This is a genomic window from Stenotrophomonas maltophilia, assembly GCF_900186865.1.
Classification (GTDB): Bacteria; Pseudomonadota; Gammaproteobacteria; order Xanthomonadales; family Xanthomonadaceae; genus Stenotrophomonas; species Stenotrophomonas maltophilia.
This window is the reverse complement of sequence record NZ_LT906480.1, coordinates 4766213-4786933: the sequence shown is the minus strand read 5'-3', so window position 1 is coordinate 4786933 and position 20721 is coordinate 4766213. Positions and strand designations below refer to the sequence as shown.

The 20721-nt window shown below is 67.8% G+C and carries 20 protein-coding genes; 15 read left to right on the top strand and 5 right to left on the bottom strand.

The annotated features are described in order from the left end of the window. Window positions 1-52: 52 nt before the first annotated feature. Window positions 53-307, top strand: a complete 255-nt coding sequence (locus tag CKW06_RS22485) for a hypothetical protein (protein ID WP_024958203.1) — start codon at window positions 53-55, stop codon at window positions 305-307. Window positions 308-389: 82 nt separating this feature from the next. Here the strand turns inward: CKW06_RS22485 and CKW06_RS22480 are convergent, their stop codons facing one another. Together CKW06_RS22480 and CKW06_RS22475 are read right to left on the bottom strand one after the other, a co-directional pair. Next, the gene (locus CKW06_RS22480; RefSeq protein ID WP_005414830.1) at window positions 390-1394 is read right to left on the bottom strand and encodes an energy transducer TonB; all 1005 of its coding nucleotides are present in this window, start codon (window positions 1392-1394) and stop codon (window positions 390-392) included. 202 nt (window positions 1395-1596) lie between these two features. After that, on the bottom strand, window positions 1597-2217 hold the full coding sequence (locus CKW06_RS22475; RefSeq protein ID WP_024958202.1) for a TIGR00645 family protein: 621 nt from the start codon (window positions 2215-2217) through the stop codon (window positions 1597-1599). Between the two features lie 112 nt (window positions 2218-2329). Here CKW06_RS22475 and CKW06_RS22470 point away from each other — a divergent pair, with 112 nt between their 5' ends. From CKW06_RS22470 to CKW06_RS22455, 4 genes are all read left to right on the top strand, one after another. Continuing rightward, window positions 2330-3019, top strand: coding sequence for a glutathione binding-like protein (locus CKW06_RS22470; protein ID WP_024958201.1), 690 nt, complete (start codon window positions 2330-2332; stop codon window positions 3017-3019). A 162-nt stretch (window positions 3020-3181) separates the two neighbouring features. Then, window positions 3182-5407 (top strand): S9 family peptidase, encoded by a 2226-nt coding sequence (locus tag CKW06_RS22465; RefSeq protein WP_024958200.1) that lies wholly within the window; start codon window positions 3182-3184, stop codon window positions 5405-5407. A gap of 25 nt (window positions 5408-5432) precedes the next feature. Beyond that, complete coding sequence (locus tag CKW06_RS22460) at window positions 5433-5948, top strand: cytochrome c oxidase assembly factor Coa1 family protein (RefSeq protein WP_005414826.1); 516 nt, start codon at window positions 5433-5435, stop codon at window positions 5946-5948. Window positions 5949-6200: 252 nt separating this feature from the next. Further along, the gene (locus tag CKW06_RS22455) at window positions 6201-8000 is read left to right on the top strand and encodes a DUF885 domain-containing protein (RefSeq protein WP_024958199.1); all 1800 of its coding nucleotides are present in this window, start codon (window positions 6201-6203) and stop codon (window positions 7998-8000) included. Window positions 8001-8106: 106 nt separating this feature from the next. Here the strand turns inward: CKW06_RS22455 and CKW06_RS22450 are convergent, their stop codons facing one another. Further along, a complete protein-coding gene (locus tag CKW06_RS22450; protein ID WP_024958198.1) occupies window positions 8107-8565 on the bottom strand; it encodes a hypothetical protein in 459 nt (152 codons plus the stop codon). Window positions 8566-8749: 184 nt separating this feature from the next. On the opposite strand from CKW06_RS22450, the gene CKW06_RS22445 reads away from it, so the two are divergent. The 4 genes from CKW06_RS22445 (at window position 8750) to CKW06_RS22430 (ending at window position 11349) form a co-directional block, all read left to right on the top strand. Further along, window positions 8750-8998, top strand: a complete 249-nt coding sequence (locus tag CKW06_RS22445) for a hypothetical protein (protein WP_005411548.1) — start codon at window positions 8750-8752, stop codon at window positions 8996-8998. Window positions 8999-9120: 122 nt separating this feature from the next. Continuing rightward, window positions 9121-10038: a bestrophin family protein gene (locus tag CKW06_RS22440; protein ID WP_005411547.1), complete on the top strand. Its 918-nt coding sequence runs from the start codon at window positions 9121-9123 to the stop codon at window positions 10036-10038. Window positions 10039-10057: 19 nt separating this feature from the next. Beyond that, window positions 10058-11047 carry a porphobilinogen synthase gene (gene hemB, locus CKW06_RS22435; RefSeq protein ID WP_005414824.1) on the top strand — a complete coding sequence of 330 codons (990 nt, stop codon included), beginning with the start codon at window positions 10058-10060 and terminating at the stop codon, window positions 11045-11047. 32 nt (window positions 11048-11079) lie between these two features. After that, on the top strand, window positions 11080-11349 hold the full coding sequence (locus tag CKW06_RS22430; protein ID WP_005411545.1) for a hypothetical protein: 270 nt from the start codon (window positions 11080-11082) through the stop codon (window positions 11347-11349). 120 nt (window positions 11350-11469) lie between these two features. Here CKW06_RS22430 and CKW06_RS22425 read toward each other — a convergent pair whose 3' ends face one another. Next, entirely contained in the window at window positions 11470-12333 is an 864-nt protein-coding gene (locus tag CKW06_RS22425) for a TolB family protein (RefSeq protein ID WP_024958196.1), read from the bottom strand. A gap of 48 nt (window positions 12334-12381) precedes the next feature. On the opposite strand from CKW06_RS22425, the gene aroE reads away from it, so the two are divergent. From aroE to dinG, 3 genes are all read left to right on the top strand, one after another. After that, window positions 12382-13227: a shikimate dehydrogenase gene (aroE, locus tag CKW06_RS22420; RefSeq protein WP_024958195.1), complete on the top strand. Its 846-nt coding sequence runs from the start codon at window positions 12382-12384 to the stop codon at window positions 13225-13227. A gap of 3 nt (window positions 13228-13230) precedes the next feature. Next, window positions 13231-13584 (top strand): hypothetical protein, encoded by a 354-nt coding sequence (locus CKW06_RS22415; protein WP_024958194.1) that lies wholly within the window; start codon window positions 13231-13233, stop codon window positions 13582-13584. A 167-nt stretch (window positions 13585-13751) separates the two neighbouring features. Continuing rightward, a complete protein-coding gene (gene dinG / locus CKW06_RS22410) occupies window positions 13752-15854 on the top strand; it encodes an ATP-dependent DNA helicase DinG (RefSeq protein ID WP_024958193.1) in 2103 nt (700 codons plus the stop codon). Between the two features lie 130 nt (window positions 15855-15984). On the opposite strand, the gene ilvD is transcribed toward dinG, so the two are convergent. Next, the gene (gene ilvD, locus CKW06_RS22405; RefSeq protein ID WP_024958192.1) at window positions 15985-17823 is read right to left on the bottom strand and encodes a dihydroxy-acid dehydratase; all 1839 of its coding nucleotides are present in this window, start codon (window positions 17821-17823) and stop codon (window positions 15985-15987) included. Window positions 17824-18279: 456 nt separating this feature from the next. On the opposite strand from ilvD, the gene CKW06_RS22395 reads away from it, so the two are divergent. Genes CKW06_RS22395 through CKW06_RS22385 form a run of 3 tightly spaced genes read left to right on the top strand, consistent with a single transcriptional unit; the run spans window position 18280 to window position 20685 of the window. After that, on the top strand, window positions 18280-18852 hold the full coding sequence (locus CKW06_RS22395; protein ID WP_005411539.1) for a DUF1190 domain-containing protein: 573 nt from the start codon (window positions 18280-18282) through the stop codon (window positions 18850-18852). Window positions 18853-18859: 7 nt separating this feature from the next. Continuing rightward, window positions 18860-20038 (top strand): glutathionylspermidine synthase family protein, encoded by a 1179-nt coding sequence (locus CKW06_RS22390; protein WP_012481554.1) that lies wholly within the window; start codon window positions 18860-18862, stop codon window positions 20036-20038. Then, on the top strand, window positions 20038-20685 hold the full coding sequence (locus tag CKW06_RS22385) for a hypothetical protein (protein ID WP_024956134.1): 648 nt from the start codon (window positions 20038-20040) through the stop codon (window positions 20683-20685). The genes CKW06_RS22390 and CKW06_RS22385 overlap by 1 nt, the downstream gene beginning before the upstream one ends. The last annotated feature ends 36 nt before the right edge of the window (window positions 20686-20721 follow it).

The window sequence follows — 20721 nt, the reverse complement described above, 5'->3', positions numbered from 1 at the left end:
ACGTCGCCTCCGGGCCCCGACACTGGGGCCCACTTCAACGGAGCGCTTCCCCATGCAGCCACACGACATCCTCCCCGACCATCAGAACGACGTGCAGGTGAACGGCGTCACCGTGCGCAAGGGCAGTGTCGGCGCCTTCCTGGCCAGCGTCCGTGACTGGCAGGATCCCGCCAGCGATGTTGCCACCCGTTCCACTGCCGAAGCCGACCTGCGTGCGCTGCTGCCGGGCCTGCACGCGCTGGGCCTGTTCCAGGTGCTGACGGCGCGCGATCCGGCACTGCAACACCTGATCGATGGAGCGGCCTGAAACGGACAAGGCCCGGACATGCCGGGCCTTGGCGTCATTGCAGGGGCAGAAACGACTTAATCCCCTCCGTCCCCTTTTTCGTTCAGTTGTTGCCCGGCGCGAACACCAGCGTACGGCGGGTGGTCACCGGCGCGCTGACCGGCTCGAAGCGCCAGCGCTTGACCGCGTTCAGGGCTTCACGGTCGAACACGCGTCCCGGCGTCGCGCGCAGCACGCGAGCGTTCACCACCGAGCCGTCAGTGCCGACGGTGATCTCCACCAGCACTTCGCCGGAGGTTCCCGAACGCAGCGCTTCGCCCGGATAGCGCGGCGCCGGTGTGCTGACCGGGCGCAGGGTGGGCGCTGCCGGTGCGGCGGCCTGGCGTGCGGCGCTGGCCTGCTGGGCGGCAGCCTGCTGCTGCTTCTGCTCGGCCTCGCGGCGGGCGGCGGCCTGGCGCTCGGCTTCCTGGCGCTCGTTGTCGCGGCGCGCGGCATCCTGCTGCGCGGCAATCTGCTTGGCGGCGTCGGCTTCCTTGGCGCGCTGCTCGCTCAGGCGCTGCTGCTCGGTCTGCTGCTTGCTGCGGTCCTCGGCGTCCTTCTTGGCCTTCTCGGCTTCCGCTTCGGTGCGCTTGGCTGCGTTCTGCACGCCCTTGGCCAGGCCGTCCTTCAGGCGCGGCAGGGCCGGCGCGGATGCATCCACCTTCTCGATCAGTGCCACCAGGCGCTGCGCTTCGGTGTAGTCCTCGCGGCCCAGGTGTTGCTCGGCGGCGATCAGGGTGTACGGCAGCAGGTCGGTCAGTGCGCTCTTCACCGAGGCGTCGTCCGGCGTCTTGTCACGCAGGGCGAGGTAGTACTCGATGGCGTTGTCGCCGGCCGGTGCATACATGCGGTTCTCGCGCAGCGCCTGGCTGGCCGACTCGCGCAGCTGCTCGGTGCCCATGGACTGCACCTTGGCAGCAACCGCCGGTGCGGCGGGTGCGGCAGCGGCAGGCGCCGTGGCGGCAGCAGGCGCTGCGGATTCTTCCTTGCCCGAGCAGGCGGCCAGTGCCAGTGCCAGGGCAACCGGCAGCCACCGGCGCGCGGCGGTGATCGTTGAGACGTGCGACATCCTGCTCCCCTCTAGAAGACGACGTGACGTAAATCATTGATACGCATGGCCGGGACCTGCGGTCCGGGCGCGGCAGGGTGACGTTTCCCGACGCCACCGCCGGCAACGGCGAGGGTGCAATCTAGCATCCCGGCCACCGCCGCGCACAAGGGACGGTGGCCGGAAAGGGGCAGCGGCGGTCAAGCCGCTGGCGGCGGCGACCTCAGTGGTCGTGTGCCTTGTCGTGCGACTTGCTGTGGCTGTTGGACATCAGCTTGTCGGTCCAGGCGATGCCGATCGCCGACAGGATGAACACGCAGTGGATGATGGTCTGCCACAGCACGCCATCCTGGGTCAGCATCGAGCAGCGGGCGACACCGATGTTGGCAGCGGCCACGCTCATCTGCTCCGGCGTGCACAGCGGGATGCCGCCCAGCGCACCGCTGGCGATGAAGGTCTTCAGCAGGTGGATCGAGGAGATGCCGATGATCGCCATCGCCAGCTTCACCTTCAGCACGCTGGCATTGACGTGGCTCAGCCATTCCGGCTGGTCCGGGTGGCCTTCCAGGCGCAGGCGCGAGACGAAGGTCTCGTAGCCGCCGACGATCACCATCACCAGCAGGTTGGAGATCATCACCACGTCGATCAGGCCCAGCACGATCAGCATGATCTGCTGCTCGCCCATCGACACCGAGTGCGAGATCAGGTGCCACAGTTCCTTGCCGAACAGGAACACGTAGACGCACTGCGCCACGATCAGGCCCAGGTACAGCGGCAGCTGCAGCCAGCGCGAGGCGAAGATCAGCGTGGGCAAGGGGGAGAGCGGCGGGCGGTTTGCACTCATGCGAGGGATGCTGCGTTGCGGGGGAGAGGCGAGGTTACCGGCCGGCCATGACGGTGCCAACCCAACTCACGCACTAGACTTCAGGTTCCTTTCCGCACCCCGAGCCGCCGCCATGATCGACCTGTATTACTGGCCCACCCCGAACGGCCACAAAGTGACCCTGCTGCTGGAAGAAACCGGCCTGGAATACCGCATCCACCCGGTCAACATCGGCTCGGGCGACCAGTTCAAGCCGGAATTCCTGGCGATCTCGCCGAACAACAAGATGCCGGCCATCGTCGACCAGGCCCCGGCCGATGGCGGTGCTCCCCAGAGCGTGTTCGAGTCCGGCGCGATCCTGCTGTACCTTGCCGAGAAGACCGGCCGCTTCCTGCCCAGCGACCCCCGCGGCCGCGTCACCACCCTGGAGTGGCTGTTCTGGCAGATGGCCGGCCTGGGCCCGATGAGCGGCCAGATGGGCCACTTCAACGTATACGCGCCTGAAAAGATCCCGTATGCCATCGAGCGCTACGACAACGAAGTGCGCCGCCTGCACGGGGTGATGGACAAGCGCCTGGCCCAGCACGCCTTCCTGGCCGGCGACGAGTACACCATCGCCGACATGGCCAGCTACCCGTGGATCGGCGCCTACGACAAGCTGCTGGTGGATTTCACCGCGTTCCCGAACCTCAAGCGCTGGCATGAAGCCATTGCCGCACGCCCGGCCACCCAGCGGGCCTATGCCCCGCGCCAGCAGGTGAACCCCAACGCCGGCAAGCCGCTCAGCGACGAGGAGCGCAAGCACCTGTTCGCCCAGCGCTGACCGCCTCGGGGTCGGATCCCTTTGCAGCGCAAAGGGCTCTGACCCCAGCACCAGGCCATGGGCAGAAGGTCATGCTGCCTTCCCGCACAGGCTTGGTTAGGATGGGGGACGACCGCTCCGCGTCCATCGCGGGGGCGGACCTGCCGTTTGCCGGGATCCTCCATGCGCCACCTGTTCGCTTCGCTCGCCCTCATGCTCGCCACCAGTACCGCCGCCCACGCTGAAAAGCTGACCCTGGAAGCCATCACCGGCCCGTTGCCGTTGTCCGGCCCAACCCTGATGAAGCCGAAGGTGGCGCCCGACGGTTCGCAGGTCAGCTTCCTGCGCGGCAAGGACAGCGACCGCAACCAGCTGGACCTGTGGACCTACGACATCGACAGTGGCCAGACCCGGTTGCTGGTTGATTCCAAGGTGGTGCTGCCCGGCACCGAGACCCTCAGCGACGAGGAGAAGGCCCGCCGCGAGCGCCAGCGCATCGCCGCGATGACCGGCATCGTCGATTACCAGTGGTCGCCGGACGCGCAGCGCCTGCTGTTCCCGCTGGGCGGCGAGCTGTACCTGTACGACCTCAAGCAGCAGGGCCAGGCGGCGGTGCGCCAGCTGACCCATGGTGAAGGCTTCGCCACCGACGCCAAGCTGTCGCCCAAGGGCGGCTTCGTCAGCTTCATCCGCGGCCGCAACCTGTGGGTGATCGACCTGGCCAGCGGCAGGCAGCTGCAGCTGACCCGCGACGGCAGCACCACCATCGGCAACGGCGTTGCCGAGTTCGTCGCCGACGAGGAAATGGATCGCCACACCGGTTACTGGTGGGCGCCGGACGATTCGGCGATTGCCTTTGCCCGCATCGACGAATCGCCGGTACCGGTGCAGAAGCGCTACGAGGTCTATGCCGACCGCACCGACGTGATCGAGCAGCGTTACCCGGCCGCCGGCGATGCCAACGTGCGCGTGCAGCTGGGCGTGATCGCACCGGCCGCCGATGCGCAGCCGCGCTGGGTCGACCTCGGCAAGGAACAGGACATCTACCTGGCCCGCGTGGACTGGCGCGATGCGCAGCACCTGAGCTTCCAGCGCCAGTCGCGTGACCAGAAGCAGCTGGACCTGGTGGAAGTGGCACTCGACTCCAACCGCCAGCGCGTGCTCGCCCACGAAACCAGCCCGACCTGGGTGCCGCTGCACAACAGCCTGCGTTTCCTCGACGATGGCAGCGTGCTGTGGTCGTCCGAACGCACCGGCTTCCAGCACCTGTACCGCATCGACAGCAAGGGCAAGGCCACCGCGCTGACCCACGGCAACTGGCCGGTGGACGAGCTGCTGGCGGTTGATGAAAAGGCTGGCAAGGCCTACTTCCGCGCCGGCATCGAGACCTCGCGCGAAAGCCAGATCTACGCGGTGTCGCTGCAGGGCGGTGAGCCGCAGCGCCTGTCGAAGGCGCCGGGCATGCACAGCGCCAGCTTCGCCCGCAACGCCAGCGTCTACGTGGACAGCTGGTCCAACAGCACCACGCCGCCGCAGATCGAACTGTTCCGCGCCAATGGCGAGAAGATCGCCACCCTGCTCGAGAACGACCTGGCCGATCCCAAGCATCCGTATGCGCGCTACCGCGATGCGCAGCGCCCGGTGGAGTTCGGCACGTTGATGGCTGCCGACGGCAAGACCCCGCTGAACTACAGCGTGATCAAGCCGGCCGGCTTCGATCCGTCCAAGCGCTACCCGGTGGCCGTGTACGTCTATGGTGGCCCGGCCAGCCAGACCGTCACCGACAGCTGGCCCGGCCGTGGCGACCACCTGTTCAACCAGTACCTGGCCCAGCAGGGCTACGTGGTGTTCTCGCTGGACAACCGTGGCACCCCGCGCCGTGGCCGCGACTTCGGTGGTGCGCTGTATGGCAAGCAGGGCACGGTGGAAGTGACCGACCAGCTGCGCGGCGTGGCCTGGCTGAAGCAGCAGCCATGGGTGGACCCGGCGCGCATCGGCGTGCAGGGCTGGTCCAACGGCGGCTACATGACCCTGATGCTGCTGGCCAAGGCTTCGAACCAGTACGCCTGTGGCGTGGCCGGTGCGCCGGTGACCGACTGGGGCCTGTACGACAGCCATTACACCGAACGCTACATGGACCTGCCGGCGCGCAATGAAGCGGGTTACCGCGAAGCGCGCGTGCTGACCCATATCGATGGCCTGCGCTCGCCGCTGCTGCTGATCCACGGCATGGCTGACGACAACGTGTTGTTCACCAATTCGACCAGCCTGATGAGCGCGTTGCAGAAGCGTGCACAGCCGTTCGAGCTGATGACCTACCCGGGTGCCAAGCATGGCCTGTCCGGCGCCGATGCCCTGCATCGCTACCGCGTGGCCGAAGCCTTCCTGGGACGTTGCCTCAAGCCCTGATCCAGCAACGGGAAGGAGCCCGCCGATGACCCTGCCACCGCCGATTCCCGCCCATGACCCGGCATCCGCCGGTTGGTGGTGCCGCCACTGGCGCTGGGCGATGCCGTTGATGGTGGTGCTGGTGCTGGGTGGTGCAGGGGGTGTGGTGACCTGGAGCGTGCTGCGCTGGAGCGAGGCGGCACGCGAGAGCCCGCCGATGCGCGAGGCGCTGCGGCGGGCGGGCTGCAGTATTGAACTGGTGGAAGCGTTCGGTGAGCCGTTGAACATCGAGTCGATGCCGCTGGGCAGCATGCAGACTGCGATCAACGGCCAGCGTGATGTCGGCCTGACCGTAGCCCTGGAAGGACCGCATGCGCACGGGCGGTTGTTCGTGCAGGGTACCCGTCGCGATGACGTGTGGGACTACCCGGTGATGTACGTGTTGGGCGAGGACAAGCAGACCTTCGACCTGACGGCGCTGGATGACGACGAGGCCGCGCAGGAGTGCGAGCTGAAGGCCTGCCGTGATCGCGGCGAATGCCCGCTGACCGCCGTGCTCTGACCTCCGGGCGCAGGCGACTGCGGGACGTCGACTGGGTAGAGTCGGCTGGATAGAGTCGACTGTCAGTCGACTGCTCTTCGATCAGACAGCGAAAAACCCCGCGCTGCGCGCGATAGTCGACTGACAGTCGACTCTACCCCCGCCGGGTTTCCGCGGAGCCCGGCTGCACAACCAGCCCGCCATGACTTCCCGCCGATTGTCGCCATCGCCTTGAGCGCGTAGGGTGCGGGCAACCCTTTGCTGGAGTGTCCCATGAAGCCGATTGCGCTCGCCGTTGCCCTGGCCCTGACTGCCGCACCGCTGCTGTCCGCACCACCGGCGCTGGCGGCACCCTCCGCCAAGGCCGCCACCCCGGCCAGCCCGGCCTGGGTCGCCCGCAGCAATGCGCTGGCGCAGATTCTGCTGGACGCCCAGGGCCCGTTCCAGCCGGAGGAAACCGGCTTCTTCGGCGTGCCCGGCTACGACGACAAGGTGGCCGATCTCGGCCCGGACAACGGCAAGCGCTACCGCGCTGCCATGGCCAAGGCACGTGACGAACTGAAGGCAAAGCTGGCCGTCGAGAAGGATCCCAATGTCCGCCAGGACTTGGAAATCATGATCCACGCCGCCAGCCAGAACATCGAAGGCAGCGAGCTCAACGAGAAGTACCTGCTGCCGTGGAGCGATGCGCCGCAGACCGTGTTCAGCGGCCTCAACCTGCTGCTGTCCGACCAGGTGCCGGTCGAGCGTCGGGCCAAGGCGGTCGACCGCCTCAAGGCCTATGCCGGCCTGCAGCCGGGCGGCACCGCCTTCACCACGCTGGCGCGCCAGCGCTACGAGGAACGGCTGAAGGACAGCAGCCTGTTGCAGCCGACGAAGATTGAAGTGCAGCAGTCGCTGGACAACGTCGAGACCTACATCACCGGTATCGAGTCGCTGCTGAAGAAGTACCAGATTGCCGGCGCCGATGAAGCAATGAAGGCGCTGGCCGGGCAGATGAAGGACTACGCCGTCTGGACCCGCAAGGAGGTACTGCCGAAGTCACGTGCCGACGCACGCCTGCCGGCGCCGTTGTACGCCTACCAGCTCAAGCAGGTCGGCATCGACATCGACCCGAAGCTGCTGATGCAGCGCGCGCAGCTGGAGTTCATGGAAACCCGCTCGGCGATGCAGCAGCTGGCACCGCTGGTGGTGAAGGACAAGGGGCTGAAGGTGGCCGACCCGAGCGATCCGGTGGCGGTGATCCGCGCGCTGAAGGCCGACAAGATCGCCGACGACCATCTGGAAGGTCACTATCGCAAGGTGATCGATGCGATCGATCCGCTGATCCGCGAGCACGCCATCGTGGACGTGCCCAAGCGCGCCATGCAGATGCGCCTGGGCTCGGCCGCCGAGAGCGCGGCCAGCCCGGCCCCGCACTTCCTGCCGGCCCCGCTGGTCAACAACACCGGGCAGCAGGGCACCTTCGTGCTGCCGCTGGGCAACCCGGCAGCGGGTCCGGGCGCGCAGTACGACGACTTCAACTTCGGTGCGGCAGCATGGACGCTGAGCGCGCATGAAGGCCGCCCCGGCCACGAGCTGCAGTTCACCGCGATGGTCGAGCGTGGTGTGTCGCTGGCACGCACCATGTTCGCGTTCAATTCGGTGAACGTGGAAGGCTGGGCGCTGTACGCCGAAGCCGAGATGGTGCCGTACGAGCCGCTGGACGGGCAGATGATCGCCCTGCAGTTCCGCCTGCTGCGCGCCGCGCGCGCGATGCTCGACCCGATGCTCAACCTCGGCCTGACCGACCGTGCCAACGGCGAGCGCGTGCTGATGGAGCAGGTCGGCCTGTCCAAGGCGATGGCCACCCAGGAACTGGACCGCTACATGGTGCGGATGCCGGGCCAGGCCGGTAGCTACTTCTACGGCTACACCCGCATCCTGGAACTGCGCATGCAGACGGAACTGGCGCTGGGTGCGAAGTTCGACCGCCTGGCGTTCAACAACTTCCTGCTCGACCAGGGCCTGCTGCCGCCGGACCAGCTGGCCGACGCGGTGAACAAGGTGTTTGTACCGAAGTACAAGCGCTGAGCATCACCGGGTAGTGCCGGCCGCTGGCCGGCATTGCCCCTGGCGCAGGAAGGATTCCTGGGGTTGCCGGCCAGCGGCCGGCACTACCTGCGGTGACGCTGCTGCGTCACCGCTGCGGGGTAATCACCTGTGTCGGCAACCGCGCCGGCGGTGCCGGATTCGGCACCCAGATCGCGACGCCCGCGGCGCGCTTCTGCGTGGTCGGAATCCCGATGCCGACGCCGCCACCGACGTGCGAGCCGAACGTGCCCGCGCCTACCGACATGCCTACCGGCGAACCGCTGCTGCCCACGCCCATCAGCACCACGCCGTTGGCGCCCAGCGCTGCGGCTTCACGCTTCAGGCGGGCCACGGCGGCGTCGGTCTGGCCCTGGGTGCCGAAGCCGACGGCGGAAGACGATTCCAGCTGGGCGATTTCCTGGGAGCCGGCCGGTGGCGTCGAATAGATCTGCACCAGCGCCGGATCGATCGGTGCGCGGGCGCGGCCCAGCATCACCTTGGAGGTGCTGGCACAGCCGGCGGCGACCAGCAGCATGGCCGCCAACGCGGCCCAACGGATGTTCATGGCACTTCCCCTGCAGGACTGGTTGCGATGATCGGCGGGCCACTCTGAATCGGCGCCAACACCCGGGCCGGGGCACGCACGACAGCACGCTAGCACGGGCCGGGTGACAGCCCCGCCAATGGCAGTAGGCGGCGGCAACGGGAACGATTATGGTGGGGCCAGGAACCAACTGCGGGAGAGCGGCATGGGTGTGATCAGTCTGTTGTGGGGCGTATTGGCGCTGTTGTGGATGATCCTGGCGTTGATTCCGCTGCTGGGCTGGGGCAACTGGTTCCTGATCCCGTTCGCCGCGGTCGGTGCGGTGATCGCCGCGCTGGGCATCCTGTTCACCCACCCGAGCAAGCGTGGCCGGGCCTGGGCCGGGTTGGTCCTGAACGGTATCGTGGTGGTGGTCGGCATCCTGCGTCTTGGCCTGGGCGGCGGCGTGGTCTGAGCCCGGTCCCGGGTGCGACAGGGCGTCGCAGGCACACGGCCGGTGGCCGGGCGGGGGCGTACAATGAATGGCTGCGCGAGCCCCCCGCGTGCCTGTGAATCCGCGCCCCGCGCGGCTGCCCCATGATCATCCGACCCCGTCCCCACGGCTGGCAACTGCTGTACATCCTGCGCGGTTCGATCGTCAAAGCGATCGCGCCGAAGGTGCTGGCCATCCTGATCCTGTCCATCGCCGTGGCTGCGGTGGTCGAACTGGCGCCCCCCACCGGCATCGAACGCGTGTCGGTGACCCCGTTCACCCTGCTTGGCCTGGTGCTGTCGATCTTCCTCAGCTTCCGCAACAGCGCCTGCTACGACCGCTGGTGGGAAGGACGCAAGCTGTGGGGCCAGCTGGTCTACGAATCGCGTTCGCTGGCGCGCCAGGTAAACCTGCTGCTGGCCGACGACGCGGGCCGTCGTCGGCGCGTCGCCTACCTCACCACCGCGTTCGCCCATGCGCTGGCGGCGCGACTGCGTGGTCGCATCGTCGCCCTGGCAGCACTGCCGTGGCTGGACAAGCGCCAGCGCGAACAGCTGGGCCAGCGCGAGAACGTGCCCGATGCACTGCTGGCGATGATCGCGGCCGAACTGGCGCATGCGCTGCGCGCCGGCCAGCTCGAGCCCATCCTCTACACCCAGCTGGAAGAGCGCCTGCACGCGATGTCGTCGATCCAGGCCGGCTGCGAGCGCATCCTCACCACGCCGCTGCCGTTCGCCTACACCCTGCTGCTGCACCGCTGCGCGTGGATGTTCTGTGTGCTGCTGCCGTTCGGCCTGGCCAGTTCGCTGGGCTGGGGCACGCCGGTGCTGTCGGCGGTACTGGCCTATGCCTTCTTCGGCCTGGACCAGCTGGGCGAAGAAATGGAAGACCCGTTCGGCCTGGAGCCGAACGACCTGCCGCTGGACGCGCTGGTGCGCACGATCGAGATCGACCAGCTCGATGCGCTCGGCGAACGCCCGTTGCCCGAACCCCTGCTGCCGCAGGGCTACCTGTTGCAATAGCCACTCTTCGGAGCCTGCCATGTCCCATCCGCTGTACCGCCCGCGCCGCATGCGCCACGACGAGTTCTCGCGCCGCCTGATGCGCGAGAACACGCTGACCACCGACGACCTGATCTACCCGGTGTTCGTGCACGAACTGGCCGGCCGCACCGCAGTGCCGTCGATGCCGGGCGTGGAGCGGCTGTCGATCGAAGAACTGCTGAAGGTGGCCGAAGAGGCGCTGGAGCTGGGCATTCCGGTGATCGACCTGTTCCCGGTGATCGACCCGTCGCTGAAATCGCTGGATGCATCGGCGGCGTGGGCCGAGGACGGCCTGGCGCAACGCGCGATCCGCGCGCTGAAGTCGCGCTTCCCGGAACTGGGGGTGATGACCGACGTCGCGCTGGACCCGTACACCACCCACGGCCAGGACGGCATCATCGATGACAAGGGCTATGTGCTGAACGACATCACCGTCGAAGCGCTGGTCAAGCAGTCGGTGTCGCATGCCGAAGCCGGCGTCGACATCGTTTCGCCGTCGGACATGATGGATGGCCGCATCGGCGCGATCCGCCGTGCGCTGGATGCCGACAACCACGTCAACGTGCGCATCATGGCTTACTCGGCCAAGTACGCCTCGGCGTTCTACGGTCCGTTCCGTGATGCGGTGGGCAGCGCGGCCAGCCTCGGCAAGGCCGACAAGAAGACCTACCAGATGGACCCGGCCAACGGCGACGAGGCCCTGCGCGAGATCGCGCTGGACCTGGAAGAAGGCGCCGACATGGTGATGGTCAAGCCGGGCATGCCGTACCTGGACCTGGTGCGCCGGGTGAAGGAAAAATTCGGTGTGCCGACCTTCGCCTATCAGGTCAGTGGCGAGTACGCGATGATGAAGGCCGCCTTCGCCAACGGCTGGCTGGACGAGCGCGCCTGCGTGCTGGAGTCGCTGCTGGGCTTCAAGCGGGCCGGTGCCGATGGCGTGCTGACCTACTTCGCGCCGCAGGTGGCGCGATGGCTGCGCGAGCGCTGACAATAGCGCCACGATAGACGGAGGACTGCGCGATGGGACCCGAACTGGGATGGATGCAATGGCTGATCTGGGGCACCGGCACGCTGGTGTTCGGCGCCATCATCGTCGGTGTCTTCATCGCCGCCTGGCGCGCGGGCAAGCGCCCACCGGAGCAGCTCTCCGCCGCCCGCCACGTGGCCCGTGAGCAGGCCCTGCCGGACAGCGTGCAGGCCGAGCTGGCCGCGCTGAACCAGCGCAAGGACAATGGCCAGCTGAGCGAGATGGAGTACGAGCAGTTGCGCGCCAAGGTGTTGTCGCGCTGACGGGGCGTTTCATCCACGCATCGCGTGGATCTACTGGTAGTCGCCAACCTTGGTTGGCGCTTTCACGTATGCCAACCAAGGTTGGCATCTACCAAACGGCTATCCACGCCCGGCGTGGATCTACCGCACGCACCCGGCCACCGCCGCCACCTTCGGCACCGCCAACCGGTACACGTCCACGCCACCGGCACGCGGTGCCCTGGCCGCGCTGCTGGCCACCATCATTTCGCCTGGCTTGGCGTTGTCGATCACCGGCGCGCCGGTCCAGCCGCCGGTCTGGTTGAACGACAGTCCCAACGGTTGCAGGGCCGCGCCACTCCACGCGCAGCCGCTGCTCCACACCTGTGCGGTCGCGCCGTTGCCGCGGCTGAACACCACCGCGCCATCGTTGCCCAGCCAGTCGCCGTCGGTCTCGTCGTCGGCGCTGTTCAACGCGCTCAGTGCGGTGGCCGGGCCACGCAGTCCCTGGGCATCCAGCGTTGCCACGAACAGGTCCCAGCCGGCGCCACCGCCCTGCTGGCGGGCAAACAACAGCCGCTGGCCATCCGCGCTCAGGGCCGGTCCGCGCTCTTCCCGGCGCCCGCCATCGCCGCCCAGGGCCTGCGCGCTGCCCAGCTGGCCATCGGCGGCCAGCGCGGCCCGATACAGCGCCAGCTTGCCCTCGCGGCCGGCGGCGAACAGCAGCCAGCGGCCGTCACGGCTGAAGTAGGGATCACGGGCCTCACCGGCCACGCCTACCGGCAAGGCCTGCGCCTGCTGCCAGCGGCCGTCGACCACGCGCGCCTCCCACAGACCCCAGCCAGCTTCGCTGCGGCGGGCGAAAACGATGCGCTGGCCATCGGCGCTGATCGTGGCGCGGCCCTCGTCGGCACGGGTCGAGACCACGCCCATGCCTTCGATTCCGTACTCGTTCAACGCCATCGCCACGGGGGCAGAGAGTAGACTGGCGGCAAGCACCAGCAGGGGCGGGGTGATGCGCATCATCCGGGTCCGTGCACGAAAGAGCATCAGTCTAGCCAGCTTGAGGATTCCATGACCGACCGTTACGCCGTCTTCGGACACCCCGTTGCCCACTCGAAGTCGCCGCAGATCCACGCGACGTTCGGTCGCCAGGAAGGCATCGCGGTGGACTACCGCGCGATCGACCTGGCCCCGGATGCGTTCCTTGCCGGCCTGGAGGCCTTCGCCGCCGACGGCGGTGTCGGCGCCAACGTCACCTCGCCGCACAAGGAGGCCGCGTTCTCGGTGTGCACCACCCTGACCGCACGCGCGCGCCGCGCCGGTTCGGTCAACACGCTGCTGCGCAAGGGCGACCGCTGGCATGGCGACACCACCGACGGCATCGGCCTGGTGCGTGACCTGACCGACCGCCATGGCCTGGACCTGCGTGGCCGCCGCATGTTGCTGATCGGTGCCGGTGGCTCCGCGCGCAGCGTCGCCCCGGCGCTGCTTGATGCCGGCATCACCGAGCTGGTGGTGGTCAACCGCACGCCGGAACGCGCTGATGAACTGATCGATGCGATGGGTGAGCCGGGTCGCGCGATCAGCCGCTACTGGGAAGACCTGCGTGATCTGGGTGACTTCGAACTGATCGTCAACGCCACCTCGGCCGGCCACGATCGCGACGTCGAGTTCAAGCTGCCGCTGTCGCTGGTCAACTCGATGACCACCGCCGTCGACCTCAACTACGGCGAAGCGGCGATCGCCTTCCTGGCCTGGGCGCGCGCCGCGGAGTGCCGCAATACGGTCGATGGCCTGGGCATGCTGGTCGAGCAGGCCGCTGAGAGTTTCCTGCAGTGGCACGGTGTGCGCCCGCAGACCGACGAGGTCTACCAGTCGCTGCGCCAGGGCTCGGCCGTGCTGGCCGGCGAGGACTGATCGATGGACAGCACAACGTTGATGGTGTCGGTGCTGAGCATGGTCGGCGTGCGCCTGCCGGTGCTGATCGCGCTGTGCGTGGGCCTGGTCTGGGTGGTCGGCGCGCCGCGTGATGCGACGCGCACCGGCGCTCTGGTTGGCCTGGTACTGCTGCTGCTGTCCAGCCTGGGCGGCATGGCCGCCGGCATCCTGCCGATGTGGTTGATCAGCAGCGGCAACTTCAACGCCATCTCGGGCATGAGCGCCATCCTCGGCGTGCTGCATTTCGCGCTGGCGATGGTCGAGGCCATCGGCGTGGTGCTGCTGGTGTGGGCACTGGTACGCCTGCTGCGTAGCCGTACGATCCCGGCGGCCTGACCGGCAGCGCCGGGCCATGCCCGGCGTATCTGGCCCTTGGGCGGTCCGGCGATCGGACCGTGACCGCCGCCGGGCGTCGTCGCTGGCCCGTTCAGGGTGCCAGCGGCGGTGAACGTGGCCGGCCATGCGACAATGACCGGCCTGATCCAGCCACGGTAATTCCCGGCGTGACCGAAACCGTCGCCGCTCCGCGCACCCTCGATGACACCTTGAAGGACGCGATCCGCAAGGCGTACACGACGCTGCAGGCCAATACCCCCGGCTTTTCCACCCGTCGCTCGCAGAGCCAGATGATCGGCGTGGTGTCGCGTGCGCTGTCGAAAAGCGGTGGCGTCGGCGTGGTCGAGGCGCCCACCGGCGTCGGCAAGAGCCTGGGCTACCTCACCGCAGGCGTGCCGATCGCATTGGCCAGCAAGAAGAAGCTGGTGATCAGCACCGGCACCGTGGCGCTGCAGTCGCAGCTGGTCGAGCGCGATATCCCGAATTTCCTGAAAGCCACCGGCCTGGAGGCGACCGTGGCGCTGGCCAAGGGCCGTACCCGCTACCTGTGCACGCGCAATGCCGCCGAGGCGCAGGGCGAGGGCTCGCAGGGTGGCATGTTCGAGGATGACGCGCCGCTGTTCGACCGGCCACTGGCGCCGATCGAGATGGACATCGCCAAGCGCCTGACCGACGCCTTCACCAGCGGCAGCTGGGATGGCGATATCGACAACGCACCGGAGACCATCAGCCCCGGCCTGCGCAGCCGCATCACCACGCCGGCTTCGGGCTGCGCCGGGCGCCGTTGTGCCTATTCGGCGCAGTGTGCGGTGCTGCGTTCGCGCAACACCGTGCGTGATGCGCAGATCGTGGTCACCAACCACGCGCTGCTGCTGTCGGCGCTGTCGATCGGCGACAGCGACAACGGCCAGCCGTTGATCGCGCCGCCCTCGGACATGCTGCTGGTGCTGGACGAAGGCCATCACATCGGCAACGTGGCGATCGACCAGGGCGCGGCCAGCCTGGCGCTGGACGAGATGGCCAAGCGTACCGGCCGCCTGCAGATCCTGATCGCTGGCGCCTACCGCGCGGTGGACAAGGATCGCCTTGGCAACCTGCTGCCGAACGAAGCGATCGAGGTGGCCAGCAACGTGGCCAAGCAGCTGCGCGCGTTCCGCGATCATATCGAGCGCGTGTGGATGCCGGCGCCGGCGGACGAAGAGCCGATGTGGCGCGCGGCCAATGGGCGACTGCCCGAGGCCTGGCGCGAGCCGATCGAGGCGTTGGCTGACGATACCCGCAGCCTCTACAACTGGGCGCACGCCGCCACCGCGCAGGTGGCCAAGGGCAAGCCGGACGATGCCGCGCGCGAGCGCCTGCAGCGCAACCTGGGCATGGCGCTGGAAATGATCGAGCAGCAGTACAACCTGTGGCAGGCCTGGCGTCGCAAAGACAAGGACGGTGCGCCGCCGATGGCGCGCTGGGTCACCGCCACCCGCGACGGCGACCTGGTGCTGCACGGCTCGCCGGTGTCGGCCGCGCACGTGCTGCGCAAGCTGCTGTGGGATGAAGTGGACTCGGTGGTGATGACCTCGGCGACGCTGACCGGCGGTGGCGACTTCCAGTCGCTGGCGATCGACAACGGCATTCCGGAAGAGGCCGAGATGGTCTCGTTGTCGTCACCGTTCGACCTGCCCAACCAGGCCGAACTGATCGTGCCGAAATTCCCGGTCACTCCAGACGACCGCGAGGGCCACCCGCGTGAAGTGGCGCGCTACCTCGACACCGAGCTGGACTGGGCCAAGGGCTCGATGGTGCTGTTCACCTCGCGCTGGAAGATGGAGAAGGTGGCCGGGCTGATGTCGGCCGCGCGCCGCAAGCAGGTGCTGGTGCAGGGCGAGATGTCCAAGACCCGCCTGATCGACGAGCATCTGCGGCGCGTGGCGGCGGGCGAGGGCTCGGTGCTGTTTGGGCTGAATTCGTTCGGCGAAGGCCTCGACCTGCCCGGTGAAGCCTGCACCACGGTGGTGATCACCCAGGTGCCGTTCGCGGTGCCGACTGATCCGCAGACCGCTACCCTCAGCGAATGGTTCGAGGGGCGTGGGCTGAATGCCTTCAATCTGATCGCCATTCCGCATGCGTTGCGCACGCTGACCCAGTTCGCAGGCCGCCTGATCCGCACTTCCACCGACACCGGCCGCGTGATCATCCTCGATTCGCGGCTGCTGACCCGCCGCTACGGCAAGCGCATCATCGACGCGCTGCCGCCGTTCAAGCGTGTGATCGGCTGACCGGTAGTGCCGGCCGCTGGCCGGAAAAAAGGGGACGGAGGGAATTAAGTCGTTTATGGCACAAACGACTTAATTCCCTCCGTCCCCTTTTCCCAGATGCCGGCCAGCGGCCGGCACTACCGTATGGCGGTCAATCGCCCAGAAGCGCGGTGTTGCGTACGGCGCCCTTGTCGGCGCTGGTGGCCAGCAGGGCGTAGGCCTTCAGCGCGCTGGTGACCTTGCGTGGGCGCGGCGCGCGCGGCTTCCAACCACGCGCATCGGCGTCGCTGCGGCGCTGGGCCAGCGTGGTCTCATCCAGCAGCAGGTCGATTCGGCGGGCCGGAATGTCGATGCGGATGCGGTCGCCATCTTCCACCAGGCCGATGACACCCCCGCTGGCGGCTTCCGGCGAGACATGGCCGATCGACAGGCCGGAGGTGCCGCCGGAGAAGCGGCCGTCGGTCAGTAGCGCACACTGCTTGCCCAGCCCCTTCGACTTCAGGTAGCTGGTCGGGTAGAGCATTTCCTGCATGCCGGGGCCGCCCTTCGGGCCTTCGTAGCGGATCACCACCACCTCGCCCGGCAGCACCTCGTCGGCGAGGATGCCGGCAACGGCGGCGTCCTGGCTTTCATAGACACGCGCGGGACCTTCGAACACGTGGATCGATTCGTCCACGCCGGCGGTCTTCACCACGCAGCCATCGATGGCCAGATTGCCGCGCAGCACGGCCAGCCCGCCTTCCAGCGAATATGCATGCTGCAGCGAGCGGATGCAGCCCTCGGCGCGGTCGACGTCCAGCGTCGGCCAGCGCGTGGCCTGGCTGAAGGCTTCCTGGGTGGGAATGCCGGCAGGACCGGCCTTGAAGAAGGTGTGCAGGGTGTCGTTGTCACTGCGCACCACATCCCAGCGTTCCAGCGCTTCGGCCAGGCTGGCGCTGTGCACGGTGGGTACCGTGGTTTCGAGCAGGCCGGCGCGGTCCAGTTCACCGAGGATGCCGAACACGCCGCCGGCGCGGTGCACGTCTTCGATGTGGTACTTCGGTGTGTTCGGCGCCACCTTGCACAGCTGCGGCACGCGCCGCGACAGCGCGTCGATGTGGGTCAGGTCGAAGTCGACCTCCGCTTCCTGCGCTGCGGCCAGCAGGTGCAGGATGGTGTTGGTGGAGCCGCCCATGGCGATGTCCAGGGTCATCGCATTGGCAAATGCGGCCTGGGTGGCGATGCCGCGCGGCAGCGCGCTGGGGTCTTCGCCGCCATACCAGCGGTGGCACAGTTCGACGATCAGGCGGCCGGCGCGGCGGAACAGCGCCTCGCGGTCGGCATGGGTGGCCAACGTGGTGCCGTTGCCGGGCAGCGACAGGCCCAGCGCTTCGGTCAGGCAGTTCATCGAGTTGGCGGTGAACATGCCCGAGCAGGAGCCGCAGGTGGGGCAGGCGCTGCGCTCGAACGCCGCGACCTTCTCGTCGGAGGCGCTGTCATCGGCGGCCACCACCATCGCATCGACCAGATCCAGCTTGTGCTCGGACAGCTTGGTCTTGCCCGCTTCCATCGGCCCGCCGGAGACGAACACCACCGGGATGTTGAGGCGCAGCGCGGCCATCAGCATGCCGGGGGTGATCTTGTCGCAGTTGCTGATGCACACCAGCGCGTCGGCACAGTGCGCGTTGACCATGTACTCCACGGCGTCGGCGATGATCTCGCGGCTGGGCAGCGAATACAGCATGCCGTCGTGGCCCATCGCGATGCCGTCGTCCACGGCGATGGTGTTGAATTCCTTGGCGACGCCGCCGACCTGCTCGATCTCGCGCGCGACCAGCTGGCCGAGGTCCTTCAGGTGCACGTGGCCGGGCACGAACTGGGTGAAGGAGTTGGCGATGGCGATGATCGGCTTGTGGAAGTCGCCATCCTTCATGCCGGTGGCACGCCACAGGGCGCGGGCGCCGGCCATGTTGCGGCCGGCGGTGGAGGTGCGGGAACGGTATTCGGGCATGGCTGGCGGAACGGGCGGGCCGTACGACGTGGGGGTCAGCCGATCATGGCCAATTTTTTCGGTTGCTGCTGCAACCACCGGGGAGAGAGCGGCAGGGCTGCGCCCTGCACCCGGGGTAGTGCCGGCCGCTGGCCGGCAACCTCAACAGCAACAGCTGGGCTATCCGTGGGATGGCGGGGTGGGTCCGGCTGCGGGGGACGGCGCAAGTACGTCCATGTAGCCTCGGTCGCGCCATCCATGGCGCTCACGCCCCCGCAACCGGACCCACCCCGCCTTCGACAGTTTCCTGCGATCTGACGGGGTCGGATCCCGTTCTGCGCGACGGGCTCTGACCCCCGATTCCTGATTGGAACGACGAAAATGAAAGTCCGTTCATCTTTCGGACTTTGCCGATTCCGGTTGCTGGCCCGGATTTGGCATCATTGGGGCATTGATCCGTCGACAGGGCATGAGGCCATGAAACGTTCCCGCACCACCGCGCTGCTGCTGATGAGCGCCGCGCCGCTGCTGTTCACCGCCTGCCAGAAGGAGCCGGAGGTGAAGGTGCAGGAAGGCCTGTACACCTCGGTCGAGGCCTGCACCGAGGCCACCGGCGATCCGTCGTCGTGCCGCAATGCCTTCGCCGAAGCGCAGAAGCAGGCCGCCGATGCGGCGCCGAAGTACGCCAGCAGGGAAGCCTGCGAGAAGGACTACAAGCCGGAGCAGTGCGTGCAGCAGCACACCTCGGCCGGAACCTCGTTCATCGGCCCGATGATGATGGGCTTCTTCATGTCGCAGATGCTGAGCAACCGCGGAGGCCTGGCACCGCAGGCACCGGCGTCGGCGCCGGCCTACCAGGACAAGAACGCGGGTTGGGCGCGCCCGGCACCGGGTGGCACCGGTGGCCTGAACACCGCCAGCGGCATCGGCGCGGGCAAGGCCGGCCTGGCCCCGGTCACCAGCGAACCGAACCGTGCGGTCACTGCCAGCCGTGGTGGCTTCGGCAACACCAGCGCGCGTCGCAGCAGCAGCGGCAGCTACGGCGGCTGATCGACCCATGCAGCGCATCCGGATTGCCGAGCGTGCCCAATGGCGGGCGCGCGCGGAAGAGGCAGGTTTCCGCTTCCACACCATCGACGGCCAGCCGTACTGGGACGAAAGCGCGTACTACGCGTTCACCCTGCGCCAGATCGAGCAGGACATCGAAGACCCCAGCGCCGAGCTGCACCAGATGGCGCTGGACCTGGTCGGCGATGTCATCGCCAGCGAACGCTTGATGGACCAGCTGGCGATTCCGTCGCATTACCGCGACTGGATCGCCGACAGCTGGCGCCAGCGCCAGCCGCATCTGTACGGTCGCCTGGACCTGGCCTACGACGGTACTGGCCCGGCCAAGCTGTACGAACTGAACTACGACACGCCGACCTCGCTGTTCGAGGCCAGCTTCTTCCAATGGCAGTGGCTGGAAGACCAGCGCAACGCCGGTCGCCTGCCGCAGCACGCCGACCAGTTCAACGCGATCCACGAAACGCTGGTCGAGCGTTTCGGCGAACTGGCCACGCAGCTGCCGCCGCCGCTGTATTTCAGTGCCGTGGGCAGCTCCGAAGAAGACCGCGGCACCGTCGACTATCTGCGCGACTGTGCATCGCAGGCCGGCCTGCATGGCCAGGCCATCGCCATCGAGGACATTGGCCTGTCCGAGGACGGTCGCTTCACCGCGCTGGACGATTCGGTGATCGGCACGCTGTTCAAGCTGTACCCGCTGGAAGACCTGATGGCCGAGGAATTCGGTCGCGCGCTGCCCGGCTCGGGCGTGCAGCTGCTGGAGCCGGCGTGGAAGGCGGTGTTGAGCAACAAGGGCATCCTGCCGCTGCTGTGGCAGCGCAACGTGGGCCATCCGAACCTGCTGGAAGCGCATTTCGATGACGGCAGCACGCTGGCGTCGGGCTGGGTGCGCAAGCCGCTGTTCTCGCGCGAAGGCGCGAACATCGAGATGCATCTGGCCGATGGCAGCACCCAGCGCAGCGACGGTCCCTACGACGGCCCGGCGATCATCCAGCGCGCCCATCCGCTCACCCGCTTCGAAGGCGGCTATCCGCTGATCGGCAGCTGGGTGGTGGGTGACCACGCCTGCGGCATCGGCATCCGCGAAGACGACAGCGCGATCACCCGTGACAGTGCGCGCTTCGTGCCGCACGCGATCGTTGACGAGGCGCCGACGCGGATCTACGTCTGATGGCGGTGCGACGTTGGCCTGGCCGGCATGGGCGTTCTTCGCCCGTGCCTGGCCGGCACTTCGATGACGGGCGCAGCCTGCAGGCCTTCGCGGACCGCGTCGCGGTGCGTTGCCATCGCTGCGACACCCCCGGCTGGGTGGTCGCCAGCTGGGAACCTTACCGGTGGACCGCGCGATTCCGCTGCACCGGCTGCAGCTCTGCACTGGACAGTGGGGACTGGGTCGGCGCGGTCTACATGCTGGGCCGCCAACCCTGTGGATTCTGTGGGCATCAGTGGCTGCACGTGCGTCGTCGGGTTCCCGCTGGCGTTCCTGCACCGGCGTCCTTCGCTGCTCGATGTGCGCAATGTGATCGCAGTACCGATGTTTCGGTCTCGGTGCGTCCATTGCGTGATGCCGAGCCTGCCGATCCGCACTTCGGATTGCCGCTGTGCCTGGTCGAACAGACCCGCGCAGGCCTGCTCTGGGCCTATAACGCTGAACATCTGCAGGCATTGCACGAGTACGCGAGCGCGACATTGCGCGAAAGCCGCGGCCATCACCGATCCATGTTCTCGCGCCTGCCGCAGTGGATGAAGCTGGCCCGCAACCGGGTGTTGCTGCAGCGCGCGGTGGAGCGATTGCAGCGGCGGTTGTTGCAGGGGTAATGCCGGCCGCTGGCAGGCAACCGTTGCTGGTAGATG

What these genes read in the sequence shown, in the direction of transcription:
- CKW06_RS22440 (WP_005411547.1), top strand. Translation starts at nt 9,121, where the DNA reads ATGATCATCCGACCCCGTCCCCACGGCTGGCAACTGCTGTACATCCTG.
- CKW06_RS22425 (WP_024958196.1), bottom strand. Translation starts at nt 12,333, where the DNA reads ATGATGCGCATCACCCCGCCCCTGCTGGTGCTTGCCGCCAGTCTACTC.
- CKW06_RS22395 (WP_005411539.1), top strand. Translation starts at nt 18,280, where the DNA reads ATGAAACGTTCCCGCACCACCGCGCTGCTGCTGATGAGCGCCGCGCCG.
- CKW06_RS22485 (WP_024958203.1), top strand. Translation starts at nt 53, where the DNA reads ATGCAGCCACACGACATCCTCCCCGACCATCAGAACGACGTGCAGGTG.
- ilvD (WP_024958192.1), bottom strand. Translation starts at nt 17,823, where the DNA reads ATGCCCGAATACCGTTCCCGCACCTCCACCGCCGGCCGCAACATGGCC.
- CKW06_RS22480 (WP_005414830.1), bottom strand. Translation starts at nt 1,394, where the DNA reads ATGTCGCACGTCTCAACGATCACCGCCGCGCGCCGGTGGCTGCCGGTT.
- CKW06_RS22385 (WP_024956134.1), top strand. Translation starts at nt 20,038, where the DNA reads ATGGCGGTGCGACGTTGGCCTGGCCGGCATGGGCGTTCTTCGCCCGTG.
- CKW06_RS22450 (WP_024958198.1), bottom strand. Translation starts at nt 8,565, where the DNA reads ATGAACATCCGTTGGGCCGCGTTGGCGGCCATGCTGCTGGTCGCCGCC.
- aroE (WP_024958195.1), top strand. Translation starts at nt 12,382, where the DNA reads ATGACCGACCGTTACGCCGTCTTCGGACACCCCGTTGCCCACTCGAAG.
- CKW06_RS22460 (WP_005414826.1), top strand. Translation starts at nt 5,433, where the DNA reads ATGACCCTGCCACCGCCGATTCCCGCCCATGACCCGGCATCCGCCGGT.
- CKW06_RS22415 (WP_024958194.1), top strand. Translation starts at nt 13,231, where the DNA reads ATGGACAGCACAACGTTGATGGTGTCGGTGCTGAGCATGGTCGGCGTG.
- CKW06_RS22455 (WP_024958199.1), top strand. Translation starts at nt 6,201, where the DNA reads ATGAAGCCGATTGCGCTCGCCGTTGCCCTGGCCCTGACTGCCGCACCG.
- CKW06_RS22470 (WP_024958201.1), top strand. Translation starts at nt 2,330, where the DNA reads ATGATCGACCTGTATTACTGGCCCACCCCGAACGGCCACAAAGTGACC.
- CKW06_RS22465 (WP_024958200.1), top strand. Translation starts at nt 3,182, where the DNA reads ATGCGCCACCTGTTCGCTTCGCTCGCCCTCATGCTCGCCACCAGTACC.
- CKW06_RS22445 (WP_005411548.1), top strand. Translation starts at nt 8,750, where the DNA reads ATGGGTGTGATCAGTCTGTTGTGGGGCGTATTGGCGCTGTTGTGGATG.
- hemB (WP_005414824.1), top strand. Translation starts at nt 10,058, where the DNA reads ATGTCCCATCCGCTGTACCGCCCGCGCCGCATGCGCCACGACGAGTTC.
- CKW06_RS22390 (WP_012481554.1), top strand. Translation starts at nt 18,860, where the DNA reads ATGCAGCGCATCCGGATTGCCGAGCGTGCCCAATGGCGGGCGCGCGCG.
- CKW06_RS22475 (WP_024958202.1), bottom strand. Translation starts at nt 2,217, where the DNA reads ATGAGTGCAAACCGCCCGCCGCTCTCCCCCTTGCCCACGCTGATCTTC.
- CKW06_RS22430 (WP_005411545.1), top strand. Translation starts at nt 11,080, where the DNA reads ATGGGACCCGAACTGGGATGGATGCAATGGCTGATCTGGGGCACCGGC.